At 60.8% G+C, this 24,187-nt stretch carries 17 protein-coding genes and 1 tRNA gene; 12 read left to right on the top strand and 6 right to left on the bottom strand.

The window, feature by feature from the left end; genetic code table 11:
* Positions 1 to 184 precede the first annotated feature (184 nt).
* From ESZ00_RS18195 to ESZ00_RS18185, 3 genes are all read left to right on the top strand, one after another.
* Positions 185 to 1,903, top strand: coding sequence for a GWxTD domain-containing protein (locus ESZ00_RS18195; RefSeq protein WP_129209833.1), 1,719 nt, complete (start codon positions 185 to 187; stop codon positions 1,901 to 1,903).
* A gap of 95 nt (positions 1,904 to 1,998) precedes the next feature.
* Positions 1,999 to 3,702 carry a carboxypeptidase-like regulatory domain-containing protein gene (locus ESZ00_RS18190; protein ID WP_164981615.1) on the top strand — a complete coding sequence of 568 codons (1,704 nt, stop codon included), beginning with the start codon at positions 1,999 to 2,001 and terminating at the stop codon, positions 3,700 to 3,702.
* Between the two features lie 150 nt (positions 3,703 to 3,852).
* Positions 3,853 to 3,928 (top strand) — tRNA-Lys (locus ESZ00_RS18185).
* A gap of 442 nt (positions 3,929 to 4,370) precedes the next feature.
* Here ESZ00_RS18185 and ESZ00_RS18180 read toward each other — a convergent pair.
* The gene (locus tag ESZ00_RS18180; protein ID WP_129209831.1) at positions 4,371 to 7,904 is read right to left on the bottom strand and encodes a TonB-dependent receptor; all 3,534 of its coding nucleotides are present in this window, start codon (positions 7,902 to 7,904) and stop codon (positions 4,371 to 4,373) included.
* Positions 7,905 to 8,889: 985 nt separating this feature from the next.
* On the opposite strand from ESZ00_RS18180, the gene ESZ00_RS18175 reads away from it, so the two are divergent.
* Positions 8,890 to 10,251 carry a DUF3863 domain-containing protein gene (locus ESZ00_RS18175; RefSeq protein WP_129209830.1) on the top strand — a complete coding sequence of 454 codons (1,362 nt, stop codon included), beginning with the start codon at positions 8,890 to 8,892 and terminating at the stop codon, positions 10,249 to 10,251.
* 9 nt (positions 10,252 to 10,260) lie between these two features.
* On the opposite strand, the gene ESZ00_RS18170 is transcribed toward ESZ00_RS18175, so the two are convergent.
* Together ESZ00_RS18170 and ESZ00_RS18165 are read right to left on the bottom strand one after the other, a co-directional pair.
* Positions 10,261 to 11,586 carry an Hsp70 family protein gene (locus tag ESZ00_RS18170; RefSeq protein WP_229741104.1) on the bottom strand — a complete coding sequence of 442 codons (1,326 nt, stop codon included), beginning with the start codon at positions 11,584 to 11,586 and terminating at the stop codon, positions 10,261 to 10,263.
* A gap of 61 nt (positions 11,587 to 11,647) precedes the next feature.
* A complete protein-coding gene (locus ESZ00_RS18165; RefSeq protein ID WP_129209828.1) occupies positions 11,648 to 12,403 on the bottom strand; it encodes a dienelactone hydrolase family protein in 756 nt (251 codons plus the stop codon).
* 69 nt (positions 12,404 to 12,472) lie between these two features.
* On the opposite strand from ESZ00_RS18165, the gene ESZ00_RS18160 reads away from it, so the two are divergent.
* The 4 genes from ESZ00_RS18160 to ESZ00_RS18145 all read left to right on the top strand — a co-directional run bounded on the left by ESZ00_RS18160 (position 12,473) and on the right by ESZ00_RS18145 (position 16,249).
* Positions 12,473 to 13,294, top strand: a complete 822-nt coding sequence (locus tag ESZ00_RS18160; RefSeq protein ID WP_229741103.1) for a hypothetical protein — start codon at positions 12,473 to 12,475, stop codon at positions 13,292 to 13,294.
* Between the two features lie 201 nt (positions 13,295 to 13,495).
* The gene (locus tag ESZ00_RS18155) at positions 13,496 to 14,566 is read left to right on the top strand and encodes an FAD:protein FMN transferase (RefSeq protein WP_129209827.1); all 1,071 of its coding nucleotides are present in this window, start codon (positions 13,496 to 13,498) and stop codon (positions 14,564 to 14,566) included.
* 23 nt (positions 14,567 to 14,589) lie between these two features.
* A complete protein-coding gene (locus ESZ00_RS18150) occupies positions 14,590 to 15,813 on the top strand; it encodes a Gfo/Idh/MocA family protein (protein ID WP_229741102.1) in 1,224 nt (407 codons plus the stop codon).
* A gap of 19 nt (positions 15,814 to 15,832) precedes the next feature.
* Complete coding sequence (locus ESZ00_RS18145) at positions 15,833 to 16,249, top strand: VOC family protein (protein ID WP_129209826.1); 417 nt, start codon at positions 15,833 to 15,835, stop codon at positions 16,247 to 16,249.
* Here ESZ00_RS18145 and ESZ00_RS18140 read toward each other — a convergent pair.
* Both ESZ00_RS18140 and ESZ00_RS20175 read right to left on the bottom strand, forming a co-directional pair.
* Positions 16,246 to 17,808: an amino acid permease gene (locus tag ESZ00_RS18140; protein ID WP_275669391.1), complete on the bottom strand. Its 1,563-nt coding sequence runs from the start codon at positions 17,806 to 17,808 to the stop codon at positions 16,246 to 16,248. The two genes, ESZ00_RS18145 and ESZ00_RS18140, sit on opposite strands and share 4 nt — an antisense overlap.
* 213 nt (positions 17,809 to 18,021) lie before the next feature.
* The gene (locus ESZ00_RS20175; RefSeq protein ID WP_164981614.1) at positions 18,022 to 18,177 is read right to left on the bottom strand and encodes a hypothetical protein; all 156 of its coding nucleotides are present in this window, start codon (positions 18,175 to 18,177) and stop codon (positions 18,022 to 18,024) included.
* A gap of 416 nt (positions 18,178 to 18,593) precedes the next feature.
* Here ESZ00_RS20175 and ESZ00_RS18135 point away from each other — a divergent pair, with 416 nt between their 5' ends.
* Both ESZ00_RS18135 and ESZ00_RS18130 read left to right on the top strand, forming a co-directional pair.
* On the top strand, positions 18,594 to 19,994 hold the full coding sequence (locus ESZ00_RS18135) for a hypothetical protein (RefSeq protein WP_129209825.1): 1,401 nt from the start codon (positions 18,594 to 18,596) through the stop codon (positions 19,992 to 19,994).
* Positions 19,995 to 20,033: 39 nt separating this feature from the next.
* A complete protein-coding gene (locus tag ESZ00_RS18130; protein WP_129209824.1) occupies positions 20,034 to 20,279 on the top strand; it encodes a hypothetical protein in 246 nt (81 codons plus the stop codon).
* 264 nt (positions 20,280 to 20,543) lie between these two features.
* On the opposite strand, the gene ESZ00_RS18125 is transcribed toward ESZ00_RS18130, so the two are convergent.
* Positions 20,544 to 23,435, bottom strand: coding sequence for an ATP-dependent helicase (locus ESZ00_RS18125; protein ID WP_129209823.1), 2,892 nt, complete (start codon positions 23,433 to 23,435; stop codon positions 20,544 to 20,546).
* Between the two features lie 104 nt (positions 23,436 to 23,539).
* Between ESZ00_RS18125 and ESZ00_RS18120 the strand changes: the two genes are divergently transcribed.
* Positions 23,540 to 23,788 (top strand): AbrB/MazE/SpoVT family DNA-binding domain-containing protein, encoded by a 249-nt coding sequence (locus tag ESZ00_RS18120; protein WP_129209822.1) that lies wholly within the window; start codon positions 23,540 to 23,542, stop codon positions 23,786 to 23,788.
* Complete coding sequence (locus ESZ00_RS18115) at positions 23,785 to 24,180, top strand: PIN domain-containing protein (RefSeq protein WP_129209821.1); 396 nt, start codon at positions 23,785 to 23,787, stop codon at positions 24,178 to 24,180. The genes ESZ00_RS18120 and ESZ00_RS18115 overlap by 4 nt, the downstream gene beginning before the upstream one ends.
* The last annotated feature ends 7 nt before the right edge of the window (positions 24,181 to 24,187 follow it).

Here is a 24,187-nt window from a genome sequence, read left to right as displayed (position 1 = left end):
GCGCGGATTGTGAGCCATCTGGGCATGGGCGAAGCGTGGAATCCGGGATGTCATCTGGGGATTTGCACCTTTTCCACAGGCCGGGCGGGTTGCCTGGCAGGTTGACGGAAGCGGCTCCGGTGCTTGAATCTCTTATTTCAAGCCCGTAAAATCGGATAGCTGTAGAGGAGCAGTCAGACGGCGTATGTCTAAGGGTCGTACCTCCGCCATTTTTGCGATCGCCATTGGTGCGTTCCTGTTTCTTCCTTCTGTTCGAGCCCAGCAGGCCGACCCCCAGGCGTCCGCGGACAGCCAGAGCCAGGACCAGACTCCTGACCCGCTCAAGCGTCAGCTCTCCGATAAGGAAAAGTTCAAGCAGCAGAAAGAACTGAAGCAGGAGCTGCACGGCATTTATAAGAAGTGGGTCGACGAAGACGTCCACTGGATCATCACCGACCAGGAGCTGAAGGCCTTCAAGAGCCTCAGCAACGACGAAGAGCGTGACTCCTTCATCGAAGCCTTCTGGCAGCGCCGCAATCCGAACCCGGATTCGCCCGAGAACGAGTTCCGCGAAGAGCACTATCGCCGTATTGCTTACGCAAACGAGCATTTTGCCGCCGGCAAGCCTGGCTGGAAGACCGACCGCGGCCATATCTACATCGCCTTCGGTCCGCCAGACAGCAAGGACGAGCATCCTTCGGGCGGTATGTACGACCGTCCCATGGAAGAAGGCGGCGGCCAAACTTCGACCTATCCCTTTGAAGTGTGGCACTACCGCTATCTCGAAGGCATCGGCGAGAACATCGATATCGAATTCGTCGACACCTGCATGTGCGGCGACTATCACATGACCATCGACCGCTCGGAGAAGGACGCCCTGCTGCACGTTCCAGGTGCGGGCGCGACGCTCTACGAGCAGATGGGCATGGCCAAGCAGGCCGACCGCTTCAAGGGTGGACTCGAGAACCTGGGCACCGGCCCGATGAGCTCGCAGCAGCAGAGCAAGGAATTCGACCGGCTCGAGCTGTATGCCAAGCTGCAGGCTCCCCCGCCGGTCAAGTTCAAGGACCTGGAAGCCTTTATCTCGGATCACAAGCTGCTGACGGGGCCGGTTTTCCCGTTCGAAGTGCGCACTGATTATGTGAAGGTGACCGACGATACGGTGCTGGTGCCGATCACTCTGCAGATCAAGAACCGCGATATCACCTTCCAGACGAAAGAAGGCGTTTCCAAGGGTGTGGTGAACATCCTCGGCCGCGTCTCGACGATCACCGATCACGTCGTCTACACCTTCGAGGACCCGGTCGAGGTTGAGCAGCCGCAAGAGCTGCTTGCCAAGACGCTCGATACGTCGGAGCTCTACTGGAAGGCGATTCCGCTGCGTCCGGGCCGCTACCGCGTCGACATCGTGATCAAGGATGTGAACAACCCCGATCACGTCGGCATGTGGGCACAGGGCATCACGGTGCCGAAGTATGACGATGACAGGCTCTCGGCCTCGTCGCTGATCCTGGCCGACAAGATGGAGCGCGTGCCTTCGAAGCAGATCGGCACCGGTAACTTCATCATCAGCAATACCTTCATCCGGCCGCGCGTGTCCGCGGGCCCGATGGACCCGGTGACCTTCCACCGCGACCAGAAGCTGAACTTCTGGATGCAGGTATACAACCTGGGCATCGACGAAAAAAGTAAGCAGAACAGCGCGACGATTACTTACCAAATCATCGACGTTGCGTCCAATAAGGCGCTGCTGGATACGCAGGAGGATTCCAGGAAGATGAGCGCCAATTCCGACCAGCTGACGGTCGAAAAGAGTCTCCCCCTCGCAAGCCTCCAGCCCGGCAAGTACATGGTGAAGGTGCTGGTGAATGACAGCGTCTCCCGCCAGGAGATCGCCCAGTCTGCACCGTTTACCGTGGACTAACCCGGAAGTCCTGCAGAGGCGGCCACAGAGCCGCCCTGTTTGTTTGCAGTATGTTTTGGAGCTGGCGGCCAGGAGCAATCCATAAAGTTGAACCTGTGACGAGAAGGCTGACCATTTACGTCCCGATCTTCGTGCTGCTGTGCGCGGCCCTGCAGCTGCCTGCCCGCGCTCTGAGCGATGGCGCGGTCTCGGGCGTGGTGCGCGATGCCGGCGGTGCTCCCCAGATCGGTACTCTCGTCCAGCTTGTCCGTCCCGATCTCAGCGTGATCTCTCAGACATTTACCGATGACCGGGGCCACTACTCTCTGCCCCGGATCATTCCTGGCGTCTATGGCGTCAAGGCGACAGCTGCGCTCTTCCTGCCCACCCTCCGCGAAAACCTGCATGTGGCCCCGAGCTCGAAACTGGTCGTCAACCTTACGCTGACCACCCTCTACGAGGCCTTCCGATGGCTCCCGGCACAGCCGCGCCAGGTGGACGAGCCTCAGGACGACTGGACCTGGACGCTGCGGCTCTCTGCCAATCGCCCGTTGTTGCGGGTCCTCGGCGACGGTCCGCTGGTGGTGCTGCAGGAGGCCGATGGGCAGAACCAGGCGCTCAAGGCGCGGGTTTCGGTGCGTGGCGGCGAGAGCGGGTTTGGAGACGGAGGCGTACACAACGGCTTCGAGATGCGCCGCAATACCGACGACACCAAGCAGCTGCTGGTCCGCGCCGATCTGAGTCAGGCCGGAAATACCTCGCTGAATACCGTCGTTGGATATGAGCAGCAGCTCTCCCCGGTAAGCACTCTGAAGACCGTAGCCGCCTTTCTCGATCGTCCGGAGATCGCGGGTGGACCCGATGCACAGGGCCTCGAGGCGCTGGTATTCCGCTCGGCGGAGAGCCTGGATCTTACCCCTGCCATCCATCTGGAAGGCGGAAGCGAATTTGAGGCCATTCACCTGGGCGGGACGGAAGTTGCCAGCCATCCCTTTGGGGTGGTGCAGGTGAAGGCCGGGGATACCTCGCTGGCCTATCGCGTTACCACCTCTCCCGGACTCGAAGGCTCCGGGCAACTGGACCGCGAGAGCACGCTGGTTCCGGCTGTCGGGGAGGCGGATGGGCATCTTCTCCTCGAGCACGGGCTGCATCAGGAGCTGGCCCTCAGTCACGAGAGCGGCAATGTTCGCTGGACGATGGCTGTCTACCATGATCGCGATGAGCATCCGATGATCGAAGGCGGCGGAACGGTCAGCGAAGCCGACTGGAAAGAGAACGACCTGCTCTACGACGCGTCCACGGATACCCTCCGGATCGCAGGCGAGGGCTATTCCACCAACGGCATTGTTGCGGAGCTGCGCGACGTGCTGCCGCAGGACATGTGGATCTCCGTCGCCGCGGCCATGGGCAACGCGATGACGATGGATGCCGCATCGGGCTCGTCGTCTGCTGCACCGGCCTCGCTGCAGCAGACGATTGCCGCAATTCACCCCGGCCGCGCGGAGACGGTGGCTGCCTCGTTTGGCGGCAAGCTGCAGGGAGCCAAGACGCAGTGGCAGGCTTCTTATCGCTGGCAGCCGGGCAATACGCTCACCGCGGTCGACTCCTTCAACCGCAGCCTGGCCGATCCTTATCTCAGCTTCTACCTTCGCCAGCCGCTGCACTACCGGTGCCTCCTGCCGAACGGCATGGAGGCGATGATCGATGTGCGCAACCTGCTGGCACAGGGCTACAGGCCGGTGCTCACCAGCGATGGCAGCCTGCTCTATTTTGCGCAGGAGTCGCGTGCCATCGAAGCCGGATTGGCGTTTAGTTTCTGATCGCAGCATCGCGAGAGGCTTCTTTCCGGTTTTCCACGGAGCGACTGGCGCAATCTAAACTTTGTGCTATATTCATAGAGGCGGTTGAGTCACGACAGTGATTCCCGGCCAACGAAAGCCTTCGCTGTAAAGCGTTGCTTCTCACAATCTGGACGCGTAGCTCAACTGGCAGAGCATTCGACTCTTAATCGACAGGTTGTAGGTTCGATTCCTACCGCGTCCACCATCTTCAGATCCCAAAATCTCATCTTCCGACGAGCTTGTCCTCTTCCTAGGCCGTATCTCCATAGAGCGCTAGTAAAAGGCTGTCATTTCGACCGGAGCAGGACCGTTTTGTGGTCCTGCGGAGTGGAGAAACCTGCGGTTCTGCTGCGCGCAGGGCGAATGTGCCTTCGGCCTCCGCTTCCGTTGGTCGCGAGTTGGAGTGTTGCGGGCTAAACAAAAACGCAGGTCCCTCCACTGCGCTCCGGCCGGGATGACAACGATAAGGGCAAGTTCTTTAGTTTCATATCAGCTCTATGTGGATACGCCCTAGGCTATGATCGTTTGCTTTGCGCGGAGCTTTTCTTGTGTAGCCCAGGCCTTTGCGGAAGCATCGATAAAAAAGCGTCCTGCTGCTGCCTTGTTTCAGGCAGCAGCAGGACGCTGTGCGCTCTTCTTGCGGTGATTCAGAACTGCAGCTTCAACGACATCTGAATCTGGCGCGGGAAGTTTTGTTCGGTTGAGCCGATGGTGCCGTATCCGGACCATGAGCCCGGCTGGTTATCACTGGCTACGCTGGTATTGCGTGTGACCTCCTGATCCGGCGAGCCGGTGTTCGGACCGCCGAAGATTGCTGTGTTCGTCAGGTTGAAGGCCTCGGCTTTGAACTGCAGGGTTGTGCCTTCACGGATGCGGAACTTCTTCTCAAAGCCGATCGCCGTCTGCTGTGCCCAGGGATTACGAATCTTCGTTGTAATCGGCAGCTGGGTCACAGCCGTGTATTCGGCGAAAGTTGAGAAGCAGGAAGAATCGGAATTGTTGATGTAGCTCTTCCAGCTCTTATGCGTGGAAAGGATGTTGTAGTTTCCGCAGTTATAGTTATAGCCATTGGGGAAGCCGACCGGTGTGCCGCCGTCATTCTGGAAGATCCATTCCATCTGCCAGTCGTTGACGACCTGGCCCAGGATGCCGTGCGCGTCGGAGAATAACGCTCCACCGCGGCCGACAGGCAGGCCCCAGAGTCCGCTGAATGCGAGATCCCATGGCCGGTCGCCACCGTCGGTGGTGTAGTAGGGCTTCGGATCGGCCAGTCCGGCTCCGTTGTTGTTGAGATAGCCTGTGGCCGAGAGCAGGTGCGACCAGGTGAAGGAGGTCAGGAAGCTGAGCCCCTTTGACAGTACGCCGGTGCCGGAAAAGCGCTTCTCGAGCTTGGCCAGCAGAGCGTCGTAGTTGCTGTAGCCGCCGGGATAGGTGTAGTCGTAGATGTTTCCATCAAAGGCCGGATACGGAACCTTCAGGTAGCGAGCCTGGATGGTGGGATTCTGCCCCAGTGAGACCGTGCTGGGCAGCACTCCATAGAACGGGTTGGGAACTTGCTGATCCAGATAGTTCGGGTTGGCGTGGCCTTCTGCGAAATCCTGTGCGCTGAGAGCATTGAGCTGCTTCGAGGCGCGCAGATTGTCCCCGTGGATTCCCAGGTAGTCGATTTCGCCGAGCATCTGGAAGGGCAGAGCCTGCTGGATGCCGAGCGTCCACTGATGCACATGGATGATCTTGCGGTCGCGCATGTCGATGCCGAAGCCGGTTCCGACCAGCGCCAGCGCGCCCTGCGAGTTGCCGGGCGGCGTGACATAACCGTTCGGGAACGGATTGCCGTCGATGAAGCCGGTGCCGGGATGCAGATTGCCATCCGGCGAATCGTTATATCCGGTGGACTCGTTCCACGCCGAGGCACCGCCAAGCTCAATGCCGAAGGCTTTGCTCAGTGTGTATCCGGCGTGCAGCACCGTATTCCTGCTGAAGCCGTAGGAGAGACCGATCTTCGGCTGCCAGTAGGCGGTGTTATTCGGATAGGCCGGCTGGCTGCTGCTGGCGAAGAGCACGGTCCCATAGAGCGGTGCAAGTGATGGCACGCTGTTGGAGATAGGGTTGACGCAGGTGAGGCACATGCCGGCCAGCAGGCGGTTATGCCGCTCGATGGGAGAAAACTCTTCGTCCCAGCGAATGCCGGCGTTGATAGTAAGGTTCCGGCTTATCTTCCAGTCGTCCTGAACATAGCCGGCAACATAGCGGTAGGACTCATACGGAGCGATGTTATAGTCCACGCCCCCGGAGTCAGAATAACCAAGCAGCAGGTTGGCGATGATCGAGCCGTCCTCGTGCTGCTGGAAAGGATTCTCCTGTGTGAAGTCGGTGCCGAATCCGAAGTAGCCATTCGGCCGGCCGATGCCGGAAGGCACATCATGATAGAGCGACCACTCGGCGCCATAGTGCAGGTTGTGGTTACCCAGTACATGCGTGAGCGAAGGACCTACGTCGTAGGTCTCAAAGATATTCGGATTTACCTGGTTGCCGATGATATTCGGGAAGTTATCTCCGAGAGAGAGTTCTGGCGCGTAGTCTTTGTCCGTCGTAGGAATCTTCGGCATGGAAAGCCCTACGTCTCCAGCTGTGAGAGTATTCAGGCCGGCGGAAACAGTGCCATCGGGATCGGCATAGTAGTAGCGGTTGAAAGAAACGCGGATATCGCCGATCAGCCTGGGACTGAAGGTGTGCGTTAGATCGAGTACCTGGGTCAGGCTGGAGCGATAGTTGTCGATGTCGCCGGTGATGGCCGGACCGACAAGCCCATTGCTGTTGCGGTATTCGTGGCCCGACCACCATGCGAAGATGCCGTAGAGCTTTGTGCGGTCGGTAAAGTCATAATCGACGCGCGCGATCGGCATGTTATAGCGATAGCGGTCCTTGCCGTTGAAGACGTAGTTATTCGTATAACCGGAACGGTTAGGCGCGGGGAAGAGCTTCATAAAGGCAAGACCGACCGAGCTGATGCGGTTGGCAGGAATGATGTTCCCGGCAAATTGCTGGCGTCCATATGTCGTGCATCCGGTGCTGCTTTCCACCATGCAGGCCGTCGTCTCCGGATCGTAGATGCCTCCGGTGCGGCCGACTGAGGTGAGATAACTCGAAAGATCGACAGAGCCATCACTGCCCGGATAAAGATCGGCTGTAGGAACGGTGGTGACTACGCCGGCCGGGAGCACCTGCCGATAGCCTTCGTAGCTGAAGAAGAAGAAGGCATTGTGTTTGAGAAACGGTCCGCCCACCGTGCCGCCGAACTGATGCTCGTTATGAAAGGGCTTGGCTTCGTTCTCCTGGTTGAGCTGGAAGGTATTCGCATCGAGGACCGAGTTACGCCAGAAGTCATAGAGCGTACCGTGAAAATGCGGTGAGCCGTTCTTGAGGATGATATTGACTGCGCCACCGCCGACGCGGCCATACTGCGCATCGAAGGTGATGGTCATGATCTTGAACTCCTGCACCGCATCGATCGTCGGCGAGATATTCCAGGTGCCGGCGGGGCCGCCTCCTTGTACCGAGATAGGAGCACCATTGAGCAGGAATTGATTGGTTGTGCCAGGCTGGCCGCTGATGGAATAAGCATTCGATGTGTCCCATCCGCGAGTGCCGGAGTAGCCACCAGGGCCAAACTGCGTCTGCGTGAAACGAACGCCTGGCGTGAGGCTCATCAGCATATAGACCTGTCGGCCGTTGAGGGGTAGGTTCTGTACTTTTTCTGAGTCGATGACTGTTCCGCCCGAGGCGTCTGCGGTGCTCAGCTCAAGAGCATTTTCACTGACTGTGACGGTCTCACTCACCGAGCCAATCGGCAGTTGAAAGTTATCGGAGACTTTAGCCGAGACTTCGACGACTACGCCAAGATGTGCGACGGACTTAAAACCCGGCGCATCGACCTTGATCTGGTAAGTGCCTGGCTGTACGTAGGGGATGTAGTATTCGCCCTTCGCATCTGTCTTTCCCCGGTAGGTGTGCTCGGGGCTGCTGGCGACGACGGAGGCATTCTGAATGATGCTTCCTGCCTGATCGCTTACCAGGCCGGTGATGGTGCCGCGATATTCCTGCGCCGATGCGCGGTAAGGCGCAACCAGGGCCAGGCTCAACAGGAAGAAGAAGGCAAAGAGACTGGCGAGGGTGCGCATAGTGCCGTGGGTTTGGGGTGAAGTTGGTCTCACTGATAAGCGTGGGTGATTTGCACGTGGGGTCATATCGAGAGGTCTCCTCTTACTGCGCAACACTTGATCTGGAAACGTGCTGAAGCAAAGAAGGCGATCGTTGTGATTAGACGGCCAGGCGAACGTGGCCGTGCATTTCGGCAAAGCACACGCAGGCGCAGATCGAGTTTCTCGTTCGAGAGAGCTCGATACGACGGCTATACGTATGCATGGGTATGCAGCAGTGCCGCTGAAAAGGCGCACCTGCTCCGGCCAGCGGTATCTGCGATGCCGGCGGCTATCGATGTGCAGCAGTGTTTGCCTAAGTGATGCGTGCTTTTAAAAGTGCAACACCGTTCGATGCCACAGCGCTGCCAGGATCATCCGGCAAGGCTGTAGCGAAAGCGGAATACTGATATGGGACAGCAGTGATGGTGCTGCGTGCTCTATGAGTCCGGCACTGGCGATACGCTACAGAGGATCTCTACTCACTGGTGCGTGAGCAGGAACTCTGTAGCGATATAATCGGCAACACGGTATTCGTGGAAACGATTCCATGGGACGGCAATCATAGTGCCCGCATTCTTACAAATTCGTCAAGCGCTATTTTTCAAAAAAACAGATTGCCGGCCTGTGTTTCACCTGCTGGCTGTCGAGGCTGTTCTAGAGGGTGTTATGGACTTTCAGGTGGCCGTCGTTGCTGGGGAAAATCGGCCCAGACGAGGCGGAGGACGAAGACATAGGCTATTCCTAGGCGAGGCCGACAACGAAGTATGGGCCGATTTTCCCCGCAACCCTTCAGGGCTGGGGCCAATTTTCCCGATCTCTTCGTCGCTCGCTGCTCGGATATAACCCGATATCCGTCGCAACTCGCTCCTCGACCTCGTAAAAATTGGCGCCCAGCGACGACCGCCGGAAAGTTCATAACACCCTCTAGCGAATGAGCCGCAAGTTGCGCGAACAAGGACAGGTCATGCACGCACATCGAAGCAGAAGAGAGTTTCTGAAATATGCAGGATTATCCGCAGCAGCCATCGCATCGGCACGACCGGCGGCGTTTGCCACGGCTGCTGCTCCACCACTGCGCGGCCGCTTTCTTACGCATGTCTCTGTTGTTCGCGTGAACCAGGTGGAAGTTACCCGAACCCGCTCCATCGGTGAAGACGAATCGGCGGATAACAGTCCCGCTCATATTCGTTCGCGGCGCGAGGCTCTTGCCCGTGGTTGTCCGCAGGCGCGCATGACATGGGCAATCAGCTGGCTCGCCCTGCAGGACACGCGCGCAGAATATCAAGAGGCACGCCGCCTGCTGGCTTCCTACCACGACCGTTATGGAGATGAGATCACCTTCATTCCAGGCGGATATTTTGCACCCATGTACAATACGCGCGAGGAGAATCGGCAGACGATTCATACTGCGCTCGGGCAGATCTCGAAGATGGTTGGCGGCGGGTATCGTCCACAATGTGTCGTTGCCGGATTCCTCGATGCGCAGAACCAGTACTGGCTCGCACACGACGAAGGCATTCATGTCTGCCAGGGGCAGATCTGGAGCCAGCACGGCATCGATCACGGCGACGGCGATGGAGGCATCTGCTATCCCTATTATCCGAGCCGCGAGCATTATCTCAAGCCCGCGCAGGGCAAGGAGGATTTCATCGATTGTGTCTGCCTCGATGGCTGGACCTGCGATTTTCTTGCAGCGCGCCGCGAAGGCTTTCAAAATGGCTTCAACAGCCGCATGGGCGTGGGGCCTATCGAGACCGTGCAGGATCTCGGCCGCGATATGGGCCGCAGGGAGATGATCGACACCACGGCTGTGCATTTCGACCGCGGCTATTCGCTGAATGGCTTTGGCTGGGTGACTGGCATATGGGAGACTTCACTCGGGCACGACGAAGATCTCGCCTGGTGGCTGCAGGCAATCATGGAGCGCTGGCCGGATACGCAGGTGCTGACCGAAGGCGAGTTCGGTATGAAATGGCGCGAGCATCATCACGACAATGCTTCGCTCAACTATCGTTTCGAGGAGCAAGGGACGGGTGCGCCTGGCTCTGAAAAAGATTTAGAAATCGAGTGGTACATGAACCAGGAGTTTCGTCTGGCCTTGCTGCACTCGCTGCGTGGAAATGCGCCGCACCAGGTGATCGACTTTACCCGCTATGATTTGCCGGCACAGGAACCTGCAACGCCGCAGCGGGAATGGAGCCTGATGAACGTGCTCAATCAGAAGGGAACCCGGCCACAGGACAAGCCGATACGGCTGCGCGAGCTTTCGCAGGAGGATCAGCGCCGCATTTATGCCCGCTATCCGGAATTGCGCGCATGGAGTTAGATCGTCGTATTACTCTTGCGCGGCCATCAGCGCCAGCCCATACGCGACCGAGGTGAAGGCTTCGCCGCTCTGCACGCGGTCTTCGCCGAAGCGCGAGGTAAAGATGCGCCGCACGGCAGGCACGAGCGAGGTACCTCCAGTGAGGAAGACGCGATCGACCTGATGAGCGGCGATGCCGGTATCCTGCAGCAGACCATCGAGGCTTTCGGACATGCGTTCCAGTTCGGGCGAGATCCACTCTTCGAATTGTGTGCGGGTGACCGCTGCGCGCAGGTGCAATAGCTCGGCATGGAGAACGAACTCGGCCTGCTCATGGCGTGAGAGCTCGACCTTGACGCGCTGCACAGCCTGATGGAGGCGGTAGCCGAGATCGTGTTCGACGATGGTGATGAGCGCGGCAATCTGTTCACGCTCGGGCGCCTTCTTCGCGGCGGCGCGCTTCTCGGCCATGCGCAGCATGTCCATGGTGGCGTGCGTGCGCAGGAAGGAGAGCGTATGCCAGCGTTCGAGGTTGGCGTACACCCATGCGGGCAGCACGGGCAGCTTCTTGCCGGCCGAGAGCGTGACCGATTCCGAGCCGAGTGCGGGCGAGATGAGGCGGCGCACGATGCGCGCGTCGAAAGCGTCACCGGCAATGCCGACGCCGCTGTTGCCGAGCACCTGGAGTTGTCCCGATGCGCGTGCTGCTGGGCCTACGCGCAGCAATGAAAAATCCGTAGTACCGCCGCCGAAGTCTCCGATCAGCACCAGCTCGTCGCGCTCGACTGCGGATTCGTAGGCGTAGGCAGCTGCCACCGGCTCCATGGCGAAGGTGACGTCGGTGAATCCGGCTTGCTCGAAGGCCGAACGCAGGCGATTTTCTGCGAAGGCGTTGTCGTCCTCATTCTCTGCGCCGACAAACATGACCGGGCGGCCGGCGATGGCGCGCTTTACTTCGAAGCCGAGTGCTTCACTGGCGCGCAGACGCAGGTTGGCGAGGATGCGGGCGACGAGATCCTCAAAGCGATACTGCTTGCCGAAGATCTCAGTGCCGGTGAGGGTGCGCGCCGAGAGATAGCTTTTGAGCGACTGGATGAGGCGGCCCTGCGCCTCGTCGCTGAAGCCGTCATGGGCGAGATACTTCTCGATGCCGAGCGGGCCGGTCCAGACGGAGACGGGCTTGCGCGGAGCGTGCATCTGCCGCTCGAGATAAAGCAGCGAGCGCGAGGAGAAGGTTTCTCCGCCTGTGCCCAGAGGGAAGGACACCATGCGGACCTGTCCATCCTGCGCGAAGGCGACGGAGCTGTTCGTGGTGCCAAAGTCGATGCCGATGGTATTGCGTAATTCGTTCTGCACTCTCTTCCTATTGTCGCAAGAGTGCGGCGGGCATCGGAAGCGATGCCCGCTTTGCGCGCTGCTACTCGTCGTCTCCCATGCCCAGGCGGCGATGGAAGAAGGTATAGGCGAGGCCGAGCAGCGCATGTGCGAGCTGTGGATCGTAGCGCGGGCCTTCGTCGCGGAGGAATGCGTGGGCTCCGTTGACCTCGTGCCAGTTGAAGGTCACGCCTGCCTCGTTGAGCCGGTTGAGCACGGTCATGCGGCCTTCGAGCGAGATATGCGGGTCCTGCCGTCCCCACACCATCATCAGCTCGCCCTTGATGTCGCCGGTGCGGGCGAGCGAGTCGTCGTTCATGCCCTTGGCCAGGCTGCCTTTGTGAATGTCGGTGGCATAGAAGCAGACCGTGCCGCGCACCCTGGGGTCCATGGCCGCGCGGTAGGCGAGATGGCCGCCGAGGCAGATGCCCATCGCGCCCAGCCGCCCGGTGCAGTCCGGCCGCGAGGCGAGATAGTCGAGCGCGGCCTTGGCGTCGGCGTCGAAGCTGGCCAGCTCCTTGGTGGTCTTCAGCGCGTTGCCGCGGTCGGAGCCGGCCTGGTCATAGGCGAGCACTGTGCCCGCGGGCTCGAACTCGTGGTAAACCTCCGGCACGGCCACGATGTAGCCCTGCCCGGCAATCTGCGAGGCCATGCGGCGGATGGGCCCGGTGACCTGGAAGATTTCGCTGTAGAAGACGATGCCGGGATACTTGCCCGCGGCCTTGGGGCGGAAGATGTGGGTGCGCATCGGGCCATACGGCGTAGGCAGGTCGACGAATTCGTTATCAGTGATGATCATCGCGTCTTCATCTTACTGCGGGGGCGTGGAGGGAGCCGTTGGTTTGGGACTCTTGGAGGGGAATCGCTGATGAGAACGGCGTTTATGAGGAGTTATGCTGTTTCCAAAGTCCAGATGGCTTTTAATGGAGGCTTGATGAGGTTTCATGGCGTAGTCTGGCACGCAACCGTCGCACTTGTCGCAGCAGCGAGCTTGTCAGCGTTTGCTCAAACGTCCGTGCCATACGTCGGGTGCCCTGGAGACGGCCAGACGGGCTCCTTCTCAGCTGCGAAAGGCTCACCGAAGCTGGTAAACCTTTCGCCTGAAATCGCTAACAAGCTAGCGTGGTATGAGTACAAAAGTGACGCAGGTCAGTTCGGAACGCTCGGTCCACGAGGCTGGAACTGTTTTGTCACAATCGGGTCTGATGGCGAGACTCTGTATGTGGCCCCTGAGGCACTAGATAGCGCAAAGATCCTAGAACACAAGGATTGGAAGGGCTTCACGGGTCCAGTCATTCAACTCTCCGCTTGGGATGGCGGCACATCGGGCCGCTTCGAAGTGGCGCGGACGGTAGCTCGTGTTTTTCCGGCGTACCGCAACTACGCCCGCAAGATCATCGCAGAAGGCTTTGGTCCCGCCTCGGACTATACTTTCGGTCCTTTCCCATCCGATCACCTCACATACAAAGGTAAGAAGCTCGTCGAGTTCACCACGCCCGGTCACCATAAAGGGCTCGGCACGATGTCCTGGCTTCTGCCGTCTGACCAACCCATCACTGGCTTTGCCCTGCTCGCCGACACACCTGACCTCGACACGGGACTTTTGCAGTTGAGCGTGCGACTGCCGCTCTCGATTTCTTTCCTCTCTGCGACCCTCATTCAACAAGCTGAACCGGCCGGCTCAAGGTAAGACCCACAGAATACGGATCTTTCAATTAGTCCTGACATGTCGGCTTATCGTCAGTCATTCAATATAAGAGCATTCTTAAATTGCCTAACTACGATGCGAAACCACAATATTTAGATTTAGGGCCTCAAATTCAGGCAGTGCCGCACGTGTAATTGGTCCCGTCTTGCAGCATAGTGCAGCCGCCCACTACTCTGGTTCCCGATGCGTTTTCTCGCTGCGGCACTGCTCTCAATCTTGCTGACCATGCCTGCTGACGCGCAGGCGAAGCCGCAGCTCTTCACGCTCGATCATCCGGCGATGGGCACGACGTACACGCTTTACATTTACGCTGCTGACCGCGCGCAGGCTGAGGCCGAGGCCGGGCCGGTCTTCGATGAGATCGATCGGCTGGAAGAACTGCTGAGCAACTACCGGCCGTCGAGCGAGCTGTCGCGCATCAATCGCGAGGCGTATCCCGGTCCCGTCACGACCGATCCCGAGACCTTCGCCTTTCTCGCAGCGGCGCAGCACTGGAGCGAGGTGAGCCACGGCGGCTTCGATATTACGGTGGGAAAGCTGATGAAGGGCTGGGGGTTCTTCCGGCACGAGGGACGCATTCCATCCGAGGCGGAGCTCGATCAGCTGCGCGCGGAGACGGGCTGGCAGAAGATGGTGCTCGATGCGGCGAATCGCACGGTGCGCTTCACTGCGCCGGGCGTGGAGCTGGATCCCGGCGGCATCGGCAAAGGATTTGCCGTGGACAAGGCCGTGGCCATCCTGCGCGAGGAGCATGTGCAGGCAGCGATGCTCTCGGCGGGCTCGAGCACGATCTATGCGCTGGGTGTGCCTCCGGATGCGCCGAAGGGCGAGCAGGGATGGAAGGTGGTCGTGCCCGATCCCAATCACGCGGGCGAGGCCGTCTCGACGATCACGCTGCGTGACACTTCTCTATCAAGCGCGAGCTGCGCGGAGAAGCACTTCATCCTGGGCGGGCATCTCTATTGCCACATCATGAACCCGGCAAAGCTGCGGCCGGTGGAAGGCATGCTGCAGGTGACGATTGTCGATCCTTCGGCGACGGCCAGCGATGCGCTCTCGAATGTGCTTTTCGTGGAGCCGGTGGCGGAGAGCAGGCGTTTGCTCACGACGCTGCCGGAGGATCATGCGCTGGTCATCACGGGAGAGCCCGCTGCCGATGTGTCATCCGGTGCAAGTACGGGGTCCGCGTGCCATCCCATGCGCTGGCGCGATACCATCGATGCGAGACGTTGCACGCTCGACTTCAACCCCTAGTCAAGACCCCTGAGGAGTCATCGTTGCTCAATCGCAGGCAGTTTGTTCCCGTCGCGGCCGCTGGTTCGGCCATGCTTCTCGATTCGCTGAGTGCGAAGGCCACGAATTCCCCGAATGACCGCATCCGCATCGGCGTGATCGGGCCGGGCAGCCGCGGACAGGAGCTGATTCGCCAGTTCCTGCACCTGCCGGGCAACGAGATTGCCGCCGTCGCCGATATCTACGAGCCGCGCTATGCGCAGGTGGACAAGCTGGTGGGGCGCAGCGTTCCGCATTACAAGGATTACCGCGAGCTGCTGGCACGGACAGATCTCGACGCGATTGTGATCTCCACGCCGGTGTCGTTGCACGCCGAGCATGCGCAGGCCGCGGTGCGTTCCGGCCGTCCAGTGTATTGCGAGAAGGCGCTGGCCTTCACCGCCGGTGAGTGCCGCGATCAGGTGAAGACGGCGGAGGCTGGAGGCCATGTCTTCCAGATGGGTTTCGAATATCGTTATGCGGCGTGGGTGCAGGAGGGCGTAAGGCGCATCCAGGCGGGACATATCGGCGAACCAACACATGTGTACGCGTACTGGCATCGCAACAACGACTGGCGCAGGCCGGTGCCCAGTCCCGATCCGGACAAGAAGCTCGAGCACCTCATCAACTGGAGGCTCTATCGCGAGACCTCGGGTGGGCTGCTGACCGAGCTCGGCTCGCACCACATCGACATTGCCAACTGGGTCTTCGATGAGCCGCCGGCGCGTGTCACCGGCACGACGAGCATTGTTCGCTGGCAGGATGGGCGCACCGTCGGCGACAATGTGCAGGCCATCTTCAGCTATTCGAAGGGGCGGCGCATGGTCTTCAGCTCCATCACCGACAACGCCGAGATGGGCAACCAGCTCTGGGTGTATGGCACCGAGGGCACGGTGCAGTTCACGATCGAAGACGCGACCTTCTACTACGAGCCGAAGAAGCCGAAGGCGGCGCCTGCAGGCGCCGAGGTGGTAGAGCGCGGCATTACGACGGGGGCGTCGTACTCGCCCAGAGGCGAGATGCCCTATCGCGGTGAAGGCGAGCGCCTCTCGACGCCGAATGCGGAAGATCCGACATTGGCCTGCTGCCGTTCTTTCCTCGACTGCGTGCGTAACGGCAAGAAGCCGGTCGCGGATGTGCGTATCGGCTACCACTCTGCCATTGCTACCGTGATCGGCAACCAGGCGTTGTATGAGGAGAAGTCGTACGCGATTCCGGGGCTGACTTAGATCGAGTGCAGGAGGAAGCATGAGCTTCTCGCCGCTGGGACTGACGCCGTTGATCGGCGTTTTCGACATGCATGCGTCGCTTGCGTTCTACCGGGATGTGCTCGGCTTCTCAGTCGTGAATGCCTCACCTGCGGTGGAGACGCGCGAAGGCCGCTTTTCGCACTGGATGTGGCTGCGCTTTGGCGAGGCCGAGATCATGCTGAACACGATCTATGACTCGAACGAGCGGCCGCCGGAGCCTCCGGAGCGAAGATCGGGCGATACGGTGTTCTACATCCACTGCGCGGATATCGATCTGGCTTACAAAGAGCTGACCGGCAGGGGGCTCAAATCCAAGCCCCCGCAGATGGCTCGTTATGGGCTCCGGCTCTTCAGTGTGAAAGATCCGGACGGCTACATCGTGGTCTTCCAGGAAATCGCGAGCAGCGAACGCTAATTACTCGCGAACTCGCTCCGCTTGCGGCTGTAGAAGAAGTAGATCACCAGGCCGATGGCCAGCCAGACGAAGAAGCGGAGCCAGGTCATGATCGGCAGTCCGGCCATGAGCAGGACGCAAAAGATGATGCTCAGAACCGGCAGAACCGGTCCACCAGGGCAGCGGAAGCTGCGGTGGCGATGGGGTTCCTTGTAGCGAAGGATCAGCACGCCGGCCGAGACCAGCACAAACGCGAAGAGCGTGCCGATGTTTGAGAGATCGGAGAAGGTGCCGATGTCGAGCAGGCCGGCCGGTATGCCGACGACGAACCCCGCGACCCAGGTGGAGACGGCCGGGGTCCGGAAGCGCGGATGCACCTTGCTGAAGATGGAGGGCAGCAGGCGGTCGCGCGACATGGCAAACCACACGCGCGCCTGGCCGATCTGGAAGACGAGGATGGACGAAATCATGCCCATCATCGCGCCGATGAGGATGGCGAGGCGCGTCCAGTTGAGCGTCGCGCTGGGGTGCGCGAGATAAACCTTCTTGAGCGTATTGACGACCGGTGCCGCGTCGTCGACCAGTGAGTCCCACTTGATGAGCCCGGTGAGCACCACCGCCACGCCGATGTAGAGGATGGTGCAGATGACCAGCGTGGCGATGATGCCGATGGGTACATCGCGCTGCGGGTTCTTGCACTCCTCGGCGGCGGTCGAGACGGAATCGAAGCCGATATAGGTGAAGAAGATGATCGAGCCGCCGGTGAGCACGCCCGACCAGCCGCTGGGATAGAACGGCTTCCAGTTGGAAGGATGCACGAAGTGCGCGCCCACGCCGACAAAGGCCAGGATGGCGGCGATCTTCAGCAGGACCATGATGTTATTGGTCTCCGCCGACTCGCGGATGCCGCGCACCAGGACCATGGTCAGCAGCATCACGATGAGGAAGGCCGGAATGTTGAAGCCGAAGTGCCAGCCCGAGGCATAGAGGTCGTGTCCCTGCAGGTCCTGCAGGCCGGAGGGCAGATAAGCGGGCGAGATCCATCGCAGGCTGGGATGGATGCCGAACCAGTCGAGGAAGCCGACGGCGTGCTCGGCGAAGCCGACCGAGACCGCCATGTTGGAGACCGCGTATTCGAGGATAAGGTCCCAGCCGATGATCCACGCGATCAGCTCGCCAAGCGTGGCATAGGTATAGGTGTACGCCGAGCCGGCGATAGGGATCATCGAGGCCAGCTCCGCATAGCAGAAACCGGTGAAGGCGCAGACAATGGCGACCAGGACGAGCGAAAGTGCCAGCGCCGGGCCGGCTCCGGGACGTCCGACGAGCGCCGTATGGTGCACAAGATAATCGAGGAGCGGGGTGTTCAGGATGGAGGAGGTGTCGAACTTCTCGCCGGAGATGGCCGTGCCGATGACGGTGAAGATGCCCGAGCCGATGACGGCGCCGATGCCGAGCGAGGTCAGGGAGACCGGTCCCAGTGTCTTTTTCAGACTTGTCTCGGGGTTTTCCGACTCCTGGATGAGCTTGTCGATCGATTTACAGGCTAAGGCTTGGCGCGGCAGGGTACGACTCCTCACAGGCAGTTTCTTCTCGGGAGTGTAACAGGGCAGACATAAGGTTCAGGTGGAGTTTTCAGAGGGAAAGACAAACGCCACATCTCGCGGGAGATGTGGCGTCCGGTGAATCGAAGCCGGTCGCAGATGCAGCGACCAACGGGAGCGGAGGCAAGAGCCGGTACCGTCCACACAGGCACAGACGCGCCGAAGGCGCCGTTGCCTGGACGGCTAGTCCTAGCGCTTGCTCTGGCCGCGTGCCAGCTTCTTGGTCTTCTTCTTGTTGGAGCCGCGGGGCGCAGTGCGCTTCGCCTTCGGAGCGGCCTTCTTGCGGGCGGTGCGCTTGATCGCTTTCCGTTCCGCCTTGTCTTCAATCTTGGTGGTATTCGCCATGGTTGTTCTCAGCCGCCATCGGAATGGGGCTTCTTTCTCCAGAAATCTCTTCCTTTAGATTAAATCATGCTATTCCGCATAGGGCGAATCGCCCTATGCGGCTGCGCGCAGGGCGATTTCGCTTCGCGTGGCGCTCCCGTTGGTCGCGGCACTGGCCGTGCGGGCTTATCGCCTTCGGCTGCTTTGCGCAGGGCAAACCGCCTTCGGCTGCTTCGCGCAGTGCGAACCGCCTTCGGCCCCCGCTCCCGCTGGTCGCGAGAGTGAACTTAGTCCACTGGACTTAGTTTAACTAGAAGATCGAGTGAGTGGGCGGGTGCCCCGTCCAAGCTCTGCTTGGGCGGGAAGAATAAGTCCGCCGGTTGCCGGGTGCCCCGGGAAAATCGGGTGAGCGGCTGCCGTCGTATACTTGCCGGGCCATGAACGTGTCTGCCTTTGGCCTCTTCCTGCTTCTCCCCCTGCTTTCTACCGGCCAAATCCCTGGCCAGACCATGTCCTCCATGCCCGCGGGCCACATGCCCATGGACAAGGCTTCGCCCGCTCTGCCTGCGGGTGAGAAGCTGGGCGTGGTTGCTTTTCCTGTTTCCTGCGCTCCGGCTGTGCAGCCGGCATTCAATCGCGGCGTCGCTCTGCTGCATGATTTCTGGTACGCCGAGACGGAGCCGCAATTCCGGCGCATCGTGGCCCAGGACCCGCATTGTGCCATGGCCCACTGGGGCGTGGCGATGAGCCTCTACCACCAGATATGGCAGCGCCCCGACGCGGCAACGATGGCCGAGGGCTGGAAGCAGATCGAGCAGGCGCAGTCTCTGGCCGCACCCACGCCGCGCGAGCGCGCCTACATCGCAGCGCTGGCTGACTTCTACCAGCCCGGCTCCCAGGCTTATCCCGAGCGCGTTCAGGCCTATGCGGCAGCTATGAAGGAGCTCTACCGCCAATATCCGGACGACGTGGATGCGGGCGCGTTCTACGCGCTGTCTCTTCTGGCGGCCAAGGCTCCTGACGACACCACCGTTGCCCCGGAAGAGGCTGCGATGCAGGTGCTCCGGCCCTTGTTTGTGAAATATCCGGATAATCCGGGTGTCGTGCATTACGTCATCCACGCCTGCGACAACCCTGAGCTGGCACCGCAGGGCCTTGCCGCCGCAGACCGTTATGGGCTGATCGCCCCTTCGGGCGCGCACGCCGTGCACATGTCCGGACATATCTACGCGCGGCTGGGGCTCTGGCCGCAGGATATCGACTCCCAGCTGGCCTCGATTCGCGCCTCGGATGCGGCGGAGGCGCACCGGCTTTCCGGTCTGATGGATGAGCCGCACTCCTATGATTTCCTGCTCTATGCCTACCTGCAGAGCGGCCATGATGCCGAGGCCCGCGCGGTGCTGGCGAAGATGCCGGCGGTGCTGGCGCGGATCGACGCCATGCCGGGCATGGGTAGCGGCTTCATGTCCGGTATGGTCGCTTACTACCAGGAGAAGCTGCCCATTTTCTATGACCTGGAGATGCAGGACTGGGCGGCGGCGGCGAATCTGACTCCGGCGGCTGGTGCTCCGCCGGACATTGCGGCCATGGCCTGGTGGGCGCGGGCAGTTGCGCACGGGCACCTGAAGCAGGCAGCCGCAGCCCAGGCGGATCTGGCCGCATATGACCGGTTGATGGCCTCGACCAGGGGGACGCCGCGGGCTTATGCGGCGGAATCGACGGGAGCCCGCATCACGCGTGATGAGATCGCCGCATGGGCGGACTATGCCGCGGACAGGCCTCAGGACGCCGTGGCAACGATGCGTGCGGCGGCCGATCTGCAGGACAAGGTAGGCTAGGGTGAGGTCGATATCCCGGCGCGGGAGATGCTGGGCGACATGCTGCTCGCCATGGGACAGCCGCAGGCGGCGCTGGGGGAGTACCGGGTTTCTCTCCGGCTTAGCCCGAACCGCTTCAACGGGCTGGCGCATGCCGCCGATGCGGCGGAAAAGTCGGGCGACCACCAGGACGCGGGCCAATATTACGCCGCCCTGGTCCAGTCGGCAGGACAGGCAAGCTCGGCACGTCCGGAGCTGGCCGAAGCACGGCGCTATCTCGAACACAGCAGCGTAGCTGCGAAATAGGCAACGGGACTGGCCGTCCAGGCGTTTCGCCTCCGCTCCCGCTGGTCGCAAGTGAGGACTCAGGCAGCGGGGATAGGGGTATCCCGTCCAAGCTCCGCTTGGGCGGGAAGGTAAACCCTCCGCCTCGCGCCGGGTGCCCCACATCTCGATTTTGAGATGTGGGTTCGCAGGATGACGGCGGCCAGCCGCGGTTTCACTGGCCGTCTTTATGGCTGACTGCTGGCCGTTCCTGCTGCCCCTCGCGCGAAGATCGTGAACAGGCTCTTACAGCTTCTCCAGGTTCGCGAACTTTTCCACCAGCTTCTTGGTGCCGAACTTCGCGAACTGCACGGTGAGCTTGGCATCGTCACCGTCGCCTTCGCGCCGGAAGACCACGCCATCCCCGTACTTGGCATGGCGAACACGCTGGCCGCTCTTGAAGCCCTTGCCGCCGGAGGGTTCAGGGGCTTCGACCTTGGGTCGTGAACCGGCGCTCGAGCTGCTGTAGCCGCCCTTTCCGCCAAAGAACCGGGCGATGTTGTCGAGCGACTCGCCGCTGCCGGCTTTGCCGGACGAACCGGCTCCGCGAGAGGAGTTCGAAGTTCCATAGCTGGAGCCGCCGCGGCTATAGCCCGACCCTCCGTAGCCTGACCCGCTGCGGCCGCCGTAATTCGAGCCGCCGCGGTTGTAGCTCGAACCGTAGCTGCTCGCGCTCTGGTCTTCGTCCTCGTAGCTGTAGTGGCCGCCGCTCTGATCGTCGCCGCGCCCGCCGTAGTTTGCTTCCGCCCGGCGCATGCTGCCGGCGGCCTCTTCGATCAGCGCCGAGGGAATCTCTTCGAGGAAGCGCGAAGCCATGCTCGCCTCGGGCGAATCGTTGCCGTAGCGGCGGCGATAGCGCGCGCGGGTGATGTAGAGCGTGTCCATGGCGCGGGTGAGGCCCACGTAGCAGAGCCGCCGCTCTTCTTCCATCTGGTTTGGATCGTTGAGCGTGCGCGAGTGCGGGAAGAGACCTTCCTCCATGCCTGCCAGCAGCACGAGCGGGAACTCGAGACCCTTGGCGGCGTGCAGCGTCATCAGCGTCACGCGCGACTCGGGGTCGTACTGGTCGGTGTCGCTGGCGAGAGCTGCATGGTCGAGGAATTCAGCCAGTGTTTCGCCGCGCTCCTGAGCGTCCTGCGCCGCGTTGGCCAGTTCTTTCAGGTTTTCAATGCGCGAGATGGCCTCGGGCGTGCCTTCTTCCTCGAGCGAGCGGATGTAGCCGGTGCGATCGATGACGAACTTGATGAGCTCGGGCAGCGTCGCGGCGTCTCCCGGGGCGCGGAAGCCGTCAATGCGGCCGCTGGTCTCGAGGCTTGCGCTTGCTTCTTCCTGCTTCGGCGCGAGCTTGTCGGCACGCAGCGCACGGCCTGATGCCGCAGCGTGCGGTACGGGCGGCTCGTCGGCAAAGGGATTGAAGGCCATTGCATCGACCAGGGTTTCAGGCTCGTCTCCGGGGCCGGTATGACCGGGTGAGGAAACGGGTTCGGAGGCACCGAAGGCGAAGCCGGTCTGGAATTCGTCGCCGAAATCGAAGCTGGTGGCTTCCTCGGCGGTGCTCGCCTCGGCCAGGATGCTGTCTTCTTCGGCGGCATCGCCGAAGCCGAAGCTGGTGTCGGTTTCCGGTTCTGCTGCGTCGCCAGCTTCTGTGAGCTCTTCGGGCGCGACATCGGCCGCGAGCTTGTCGGCGAAGTTCGGAGCAAGCAGTGCGCGCGAGTCTTCGATGATCTTGCGGAAAGTGTCGAGGGCGATCAGCGCGCGCGAGGGCAGCAGCTTCTCATGGAGTGCGCGTTGAATCGCCGTCCAGGTGCTGGTGCCGGTTTCGAGCGCGATGCGCTCCAGCGTCTCGACTGTCGTCTTGCCGATGCCCCGTGCCGGCGTGTTGATGACCCGCTGCAGAGCGACCGAGTCGTCCGGGTTCTGGATGAACTTCAGGTAGCAGAGCAGATCCTTGATTTCGGCGCGCTCGTAGAAGGAGAAGCCGCCGACCATGGTGTACTTGATGCCGTAGCGGCGCAGCGCCTCTTCCACCAGGCGCGACTGCGAGTTGGTGCGGTAGAGCACCGCCGCGCGCGGCTCTTCCTGCTCGGGGCCGACCTTGCGGAAGTATTTCTGGATGGTGTCGGCGATGAACAGCGCCTCGTTCTCGCCGTCCGGCGCCTCGTAATAGCCGATGAGCGAGCCGCCCTCGCGCGAGGTCCACAGGTTCTTGCCCTTGCGCTGGGTGTTGCGCGAAACCACGGCCGATGCAGCCTCGAGGATGACGCTCGTAGACCGGTAGTTCTGCTCCAGGCGGATGATCCTGCCGCCGGGGAAATCCTTTTCGAAGTCGAGGATGTTGCGGATATCGGCGCCGCGCCAGGAGTAAATGCTCTGGTCCTCGTCGCCGACGACGCAGATGTTCTTCGCTTCGCCGGCGAGGAGTTTCATCAGCTCGTACTGCGGGCGGTTGGTGTCCTGGTACTCGTCGATCATGACGTAGCGGTAGCGGCGGTTGTAGCGCTCGCGCACCTCAGCCGATGACTTAAGCACACGCACAGCCTCGAGGAGGATGTCGTCGAAGTCGAGGGCGTTGGCCTTGCGCAGCTCCTTGCGATAAGCCTCGAAGATGTGCGCGATGCGCTCGCCGTTGGCATCCGCGGAGTTCAGGTAGTACTCCTGCGGATCGATCATGTGGTTTTTCGCCCAGGAGATCTTCGAGAGCACGGTGCGCGGGGTGAGCTGCTTGTCGTCGATGCCCATGCGGCGCATGGCGGCTTTGACGATGTTCTGCTGATCGCTCTCGTCGTAGATGACGAAGTCCTTCGTCAGTCCTTCGTTGCCGATGCGCAGCACTTCGATGTCGCGGCGCAGCAGGCGCACGCAGAAGGAGTGGAAGGTGGCGACCATCGGTTTCGCCAGCGAGTTATGGCCGATGAGCTTGTCGACGCGCTCGGCCATCTCTTTCGAGGCCTTGTTGGTGAAGGTCACGGCCAGGATGGCGTCGGGTGCGACACCGCGCTCCTCGATAAGGTAGGCGATGCGATGGGTGATGACGCGGGTCTTGCCCGATCCGGCGCCGGCGAGCAAAAGCACGGGGCCGTCGACGGTCTCGACGCCGGCGCGCTGCTCGGGGTTCAGCTTGTCCAGTAAATGCCGCAAGGGGGATGTGTCCAATCCTGAAGGTGTCTTCTCCATTTTATCGCCTGCTGGATTCCTTACCTTTTTATAAAAGTAAGGAATAGAATGAAGCGTAAGGAGTGCATATGGCTACGGCTACTCTTACTTCGAAAGGCCAGATTACTGTTCCCGCGAAGGTCCGGGAAGAGCTTGGACTGAAGGCCGGAGATCGGCTGGAGTTCGTTCGCAATCAGCGGACTGGCCGTTACGAGATCATTCCCGCGACTATTTCTGTTCGTTCTCTGGAGGGAATGCTCCATCGGCCTGGCAGGAAGCCTGTGTCGATTGAAGAAATGAATGAGGCGATCGCTGAAATGGGATCTGGTCGAGGATGATTGGGCTCGACACGAATGTACTGGTCCGTTATCTGGCCAAGGATGATCCTGCGCAGATCATTCGTGTTCGCGTGTTTATGCATGCTCTCTCTGCCGCATCCCCCGGATTCATTTCTCTCATCACTCTTGCAGAAACGGCTTGGGTCCTGGGCGGAAACTATGAATTTGATCGCAAGATGATCGTCGCGGTCATTACAGCTCTTCTGCAAGCAGAAGAGCTGGTGGTTGAGCAAGCCGAAGTGGTTCGCGAAGCGCTCCATCTCTTCGAGGAGTCCCGCGCCGGTCTTTCCGATTGCCTGATCGCGCAGCTTGGTCGCCATGCCGGATGCGAATACACCGTGAGCTTTGACCGCCATGCTGCGAAGCTTCCGGGTATGAAGCTGCTCGTCTAACCCCTCT

This window comes from Silvibacterium dinghuense (assembly GCF_004123295.1).
In the GTDB taxonomy this organism is placed as follows: Bacteria; Acidobacteriota; Terriglobia; order Terriglobales; family Acidobacteriaceae; genus Silvibacterium; species Silvibacterium dinghuense.
The sequence above is the reverse complement of the archived record's forward strand: the minus strand, read 5'-3'. Positions and strand labels throughout refer to the sequence as shown.

Excerpts from the sequence above, each read along its gene's own strand:
- ESZ00_RS18180 (WP_129209831.1), bottom strand. The coding sequence starts at position 7,904 with ATGCGCACCCTCGCCAGTCTCTTTGCCTTCTTCTTCCTGTTGAGCCTG.
- ESZ00_RS18175 (WP_129209830.1), top strand. The coding sequence starts at position 8,890 with ATGCACGCACATCGAAGCAGAAGAGAGTTTCTGAAATATGCAGGATTA.
- ESZ00_RS18155 (WP_129209827.1), top strand. The coding sequence starts at position 13,496 with ATGCGTTTTCTCGCTGCGGCACTGCTCTCAATCTTGCTGACCATGCCT.
- ESZ00_RS18160 (WP_229741103.1), top strand. The coding sequence starts at position 12,473 with ATGAGAACGGCGTTTATGAGGAGTTATGCTGTTTCCAAAGTCCAGATG.
- ESZ00_RS18165 (WP_129209828.1), bottom strand. The coding sequence starts at position 12,403 with ATGATCATCACTGATAACGAATTCGTCGACCTGCCTACGCCGTATGGC.
- ESZ00_RS18120 (WP_129209822.1), top strand. The coding sequence starts at position 23,540 with ATGGCTACGGCTACTCTTACTTCGAAAGGCCAGATTACTGTTCCCGCG.
- ESZ00_RS20175 (WP_164981614.1), bottom strand. The coding sequence starts at position 18,177 with ATGGCGAATACCACCAAGATTGAAGACAAGGCGGAACGGAAAGCGATC.
- ESZ00_RS18135 (WP_129209825.1), top strand. The coding sequence starts at position 18,594 with ATGAACGTGTCTGCCTTTGGCCTCTTCCTGCTTCTCCCCCTGCTTTCT.
- ESZ00_RS18115 (WP_129209821.1), top strand. The coding sequence starts at position 23,785 with ATGATTGGGCTCGACACGAATGTACTGGTCCGTTATCTGGCCAAGGAT.
- ESZ00_RS18195 (WP_129209833.1), top strand. The coding sequence starts at position 185 with ATGTCTAAGGGTCGTACCTCCGCCATTTTTGCGATCGCCATTGGTGCG.
- ESZ00_RS18145 (WP_129209826.1), top strand. The coding sequence starts at position 15,833 with ATGAGCTTCTCGCCGCTGGGACTGACGCCGTTGATCGGCGTTTTCGAC.
- ESZ00_RS18130 (WP_129209824.1), top strand. The coding sequence starts at position 20,034 with ATGCTGCTCGCCATGGGACAGCCGCAGGCGGCGCTGGGGGAGTACCGG.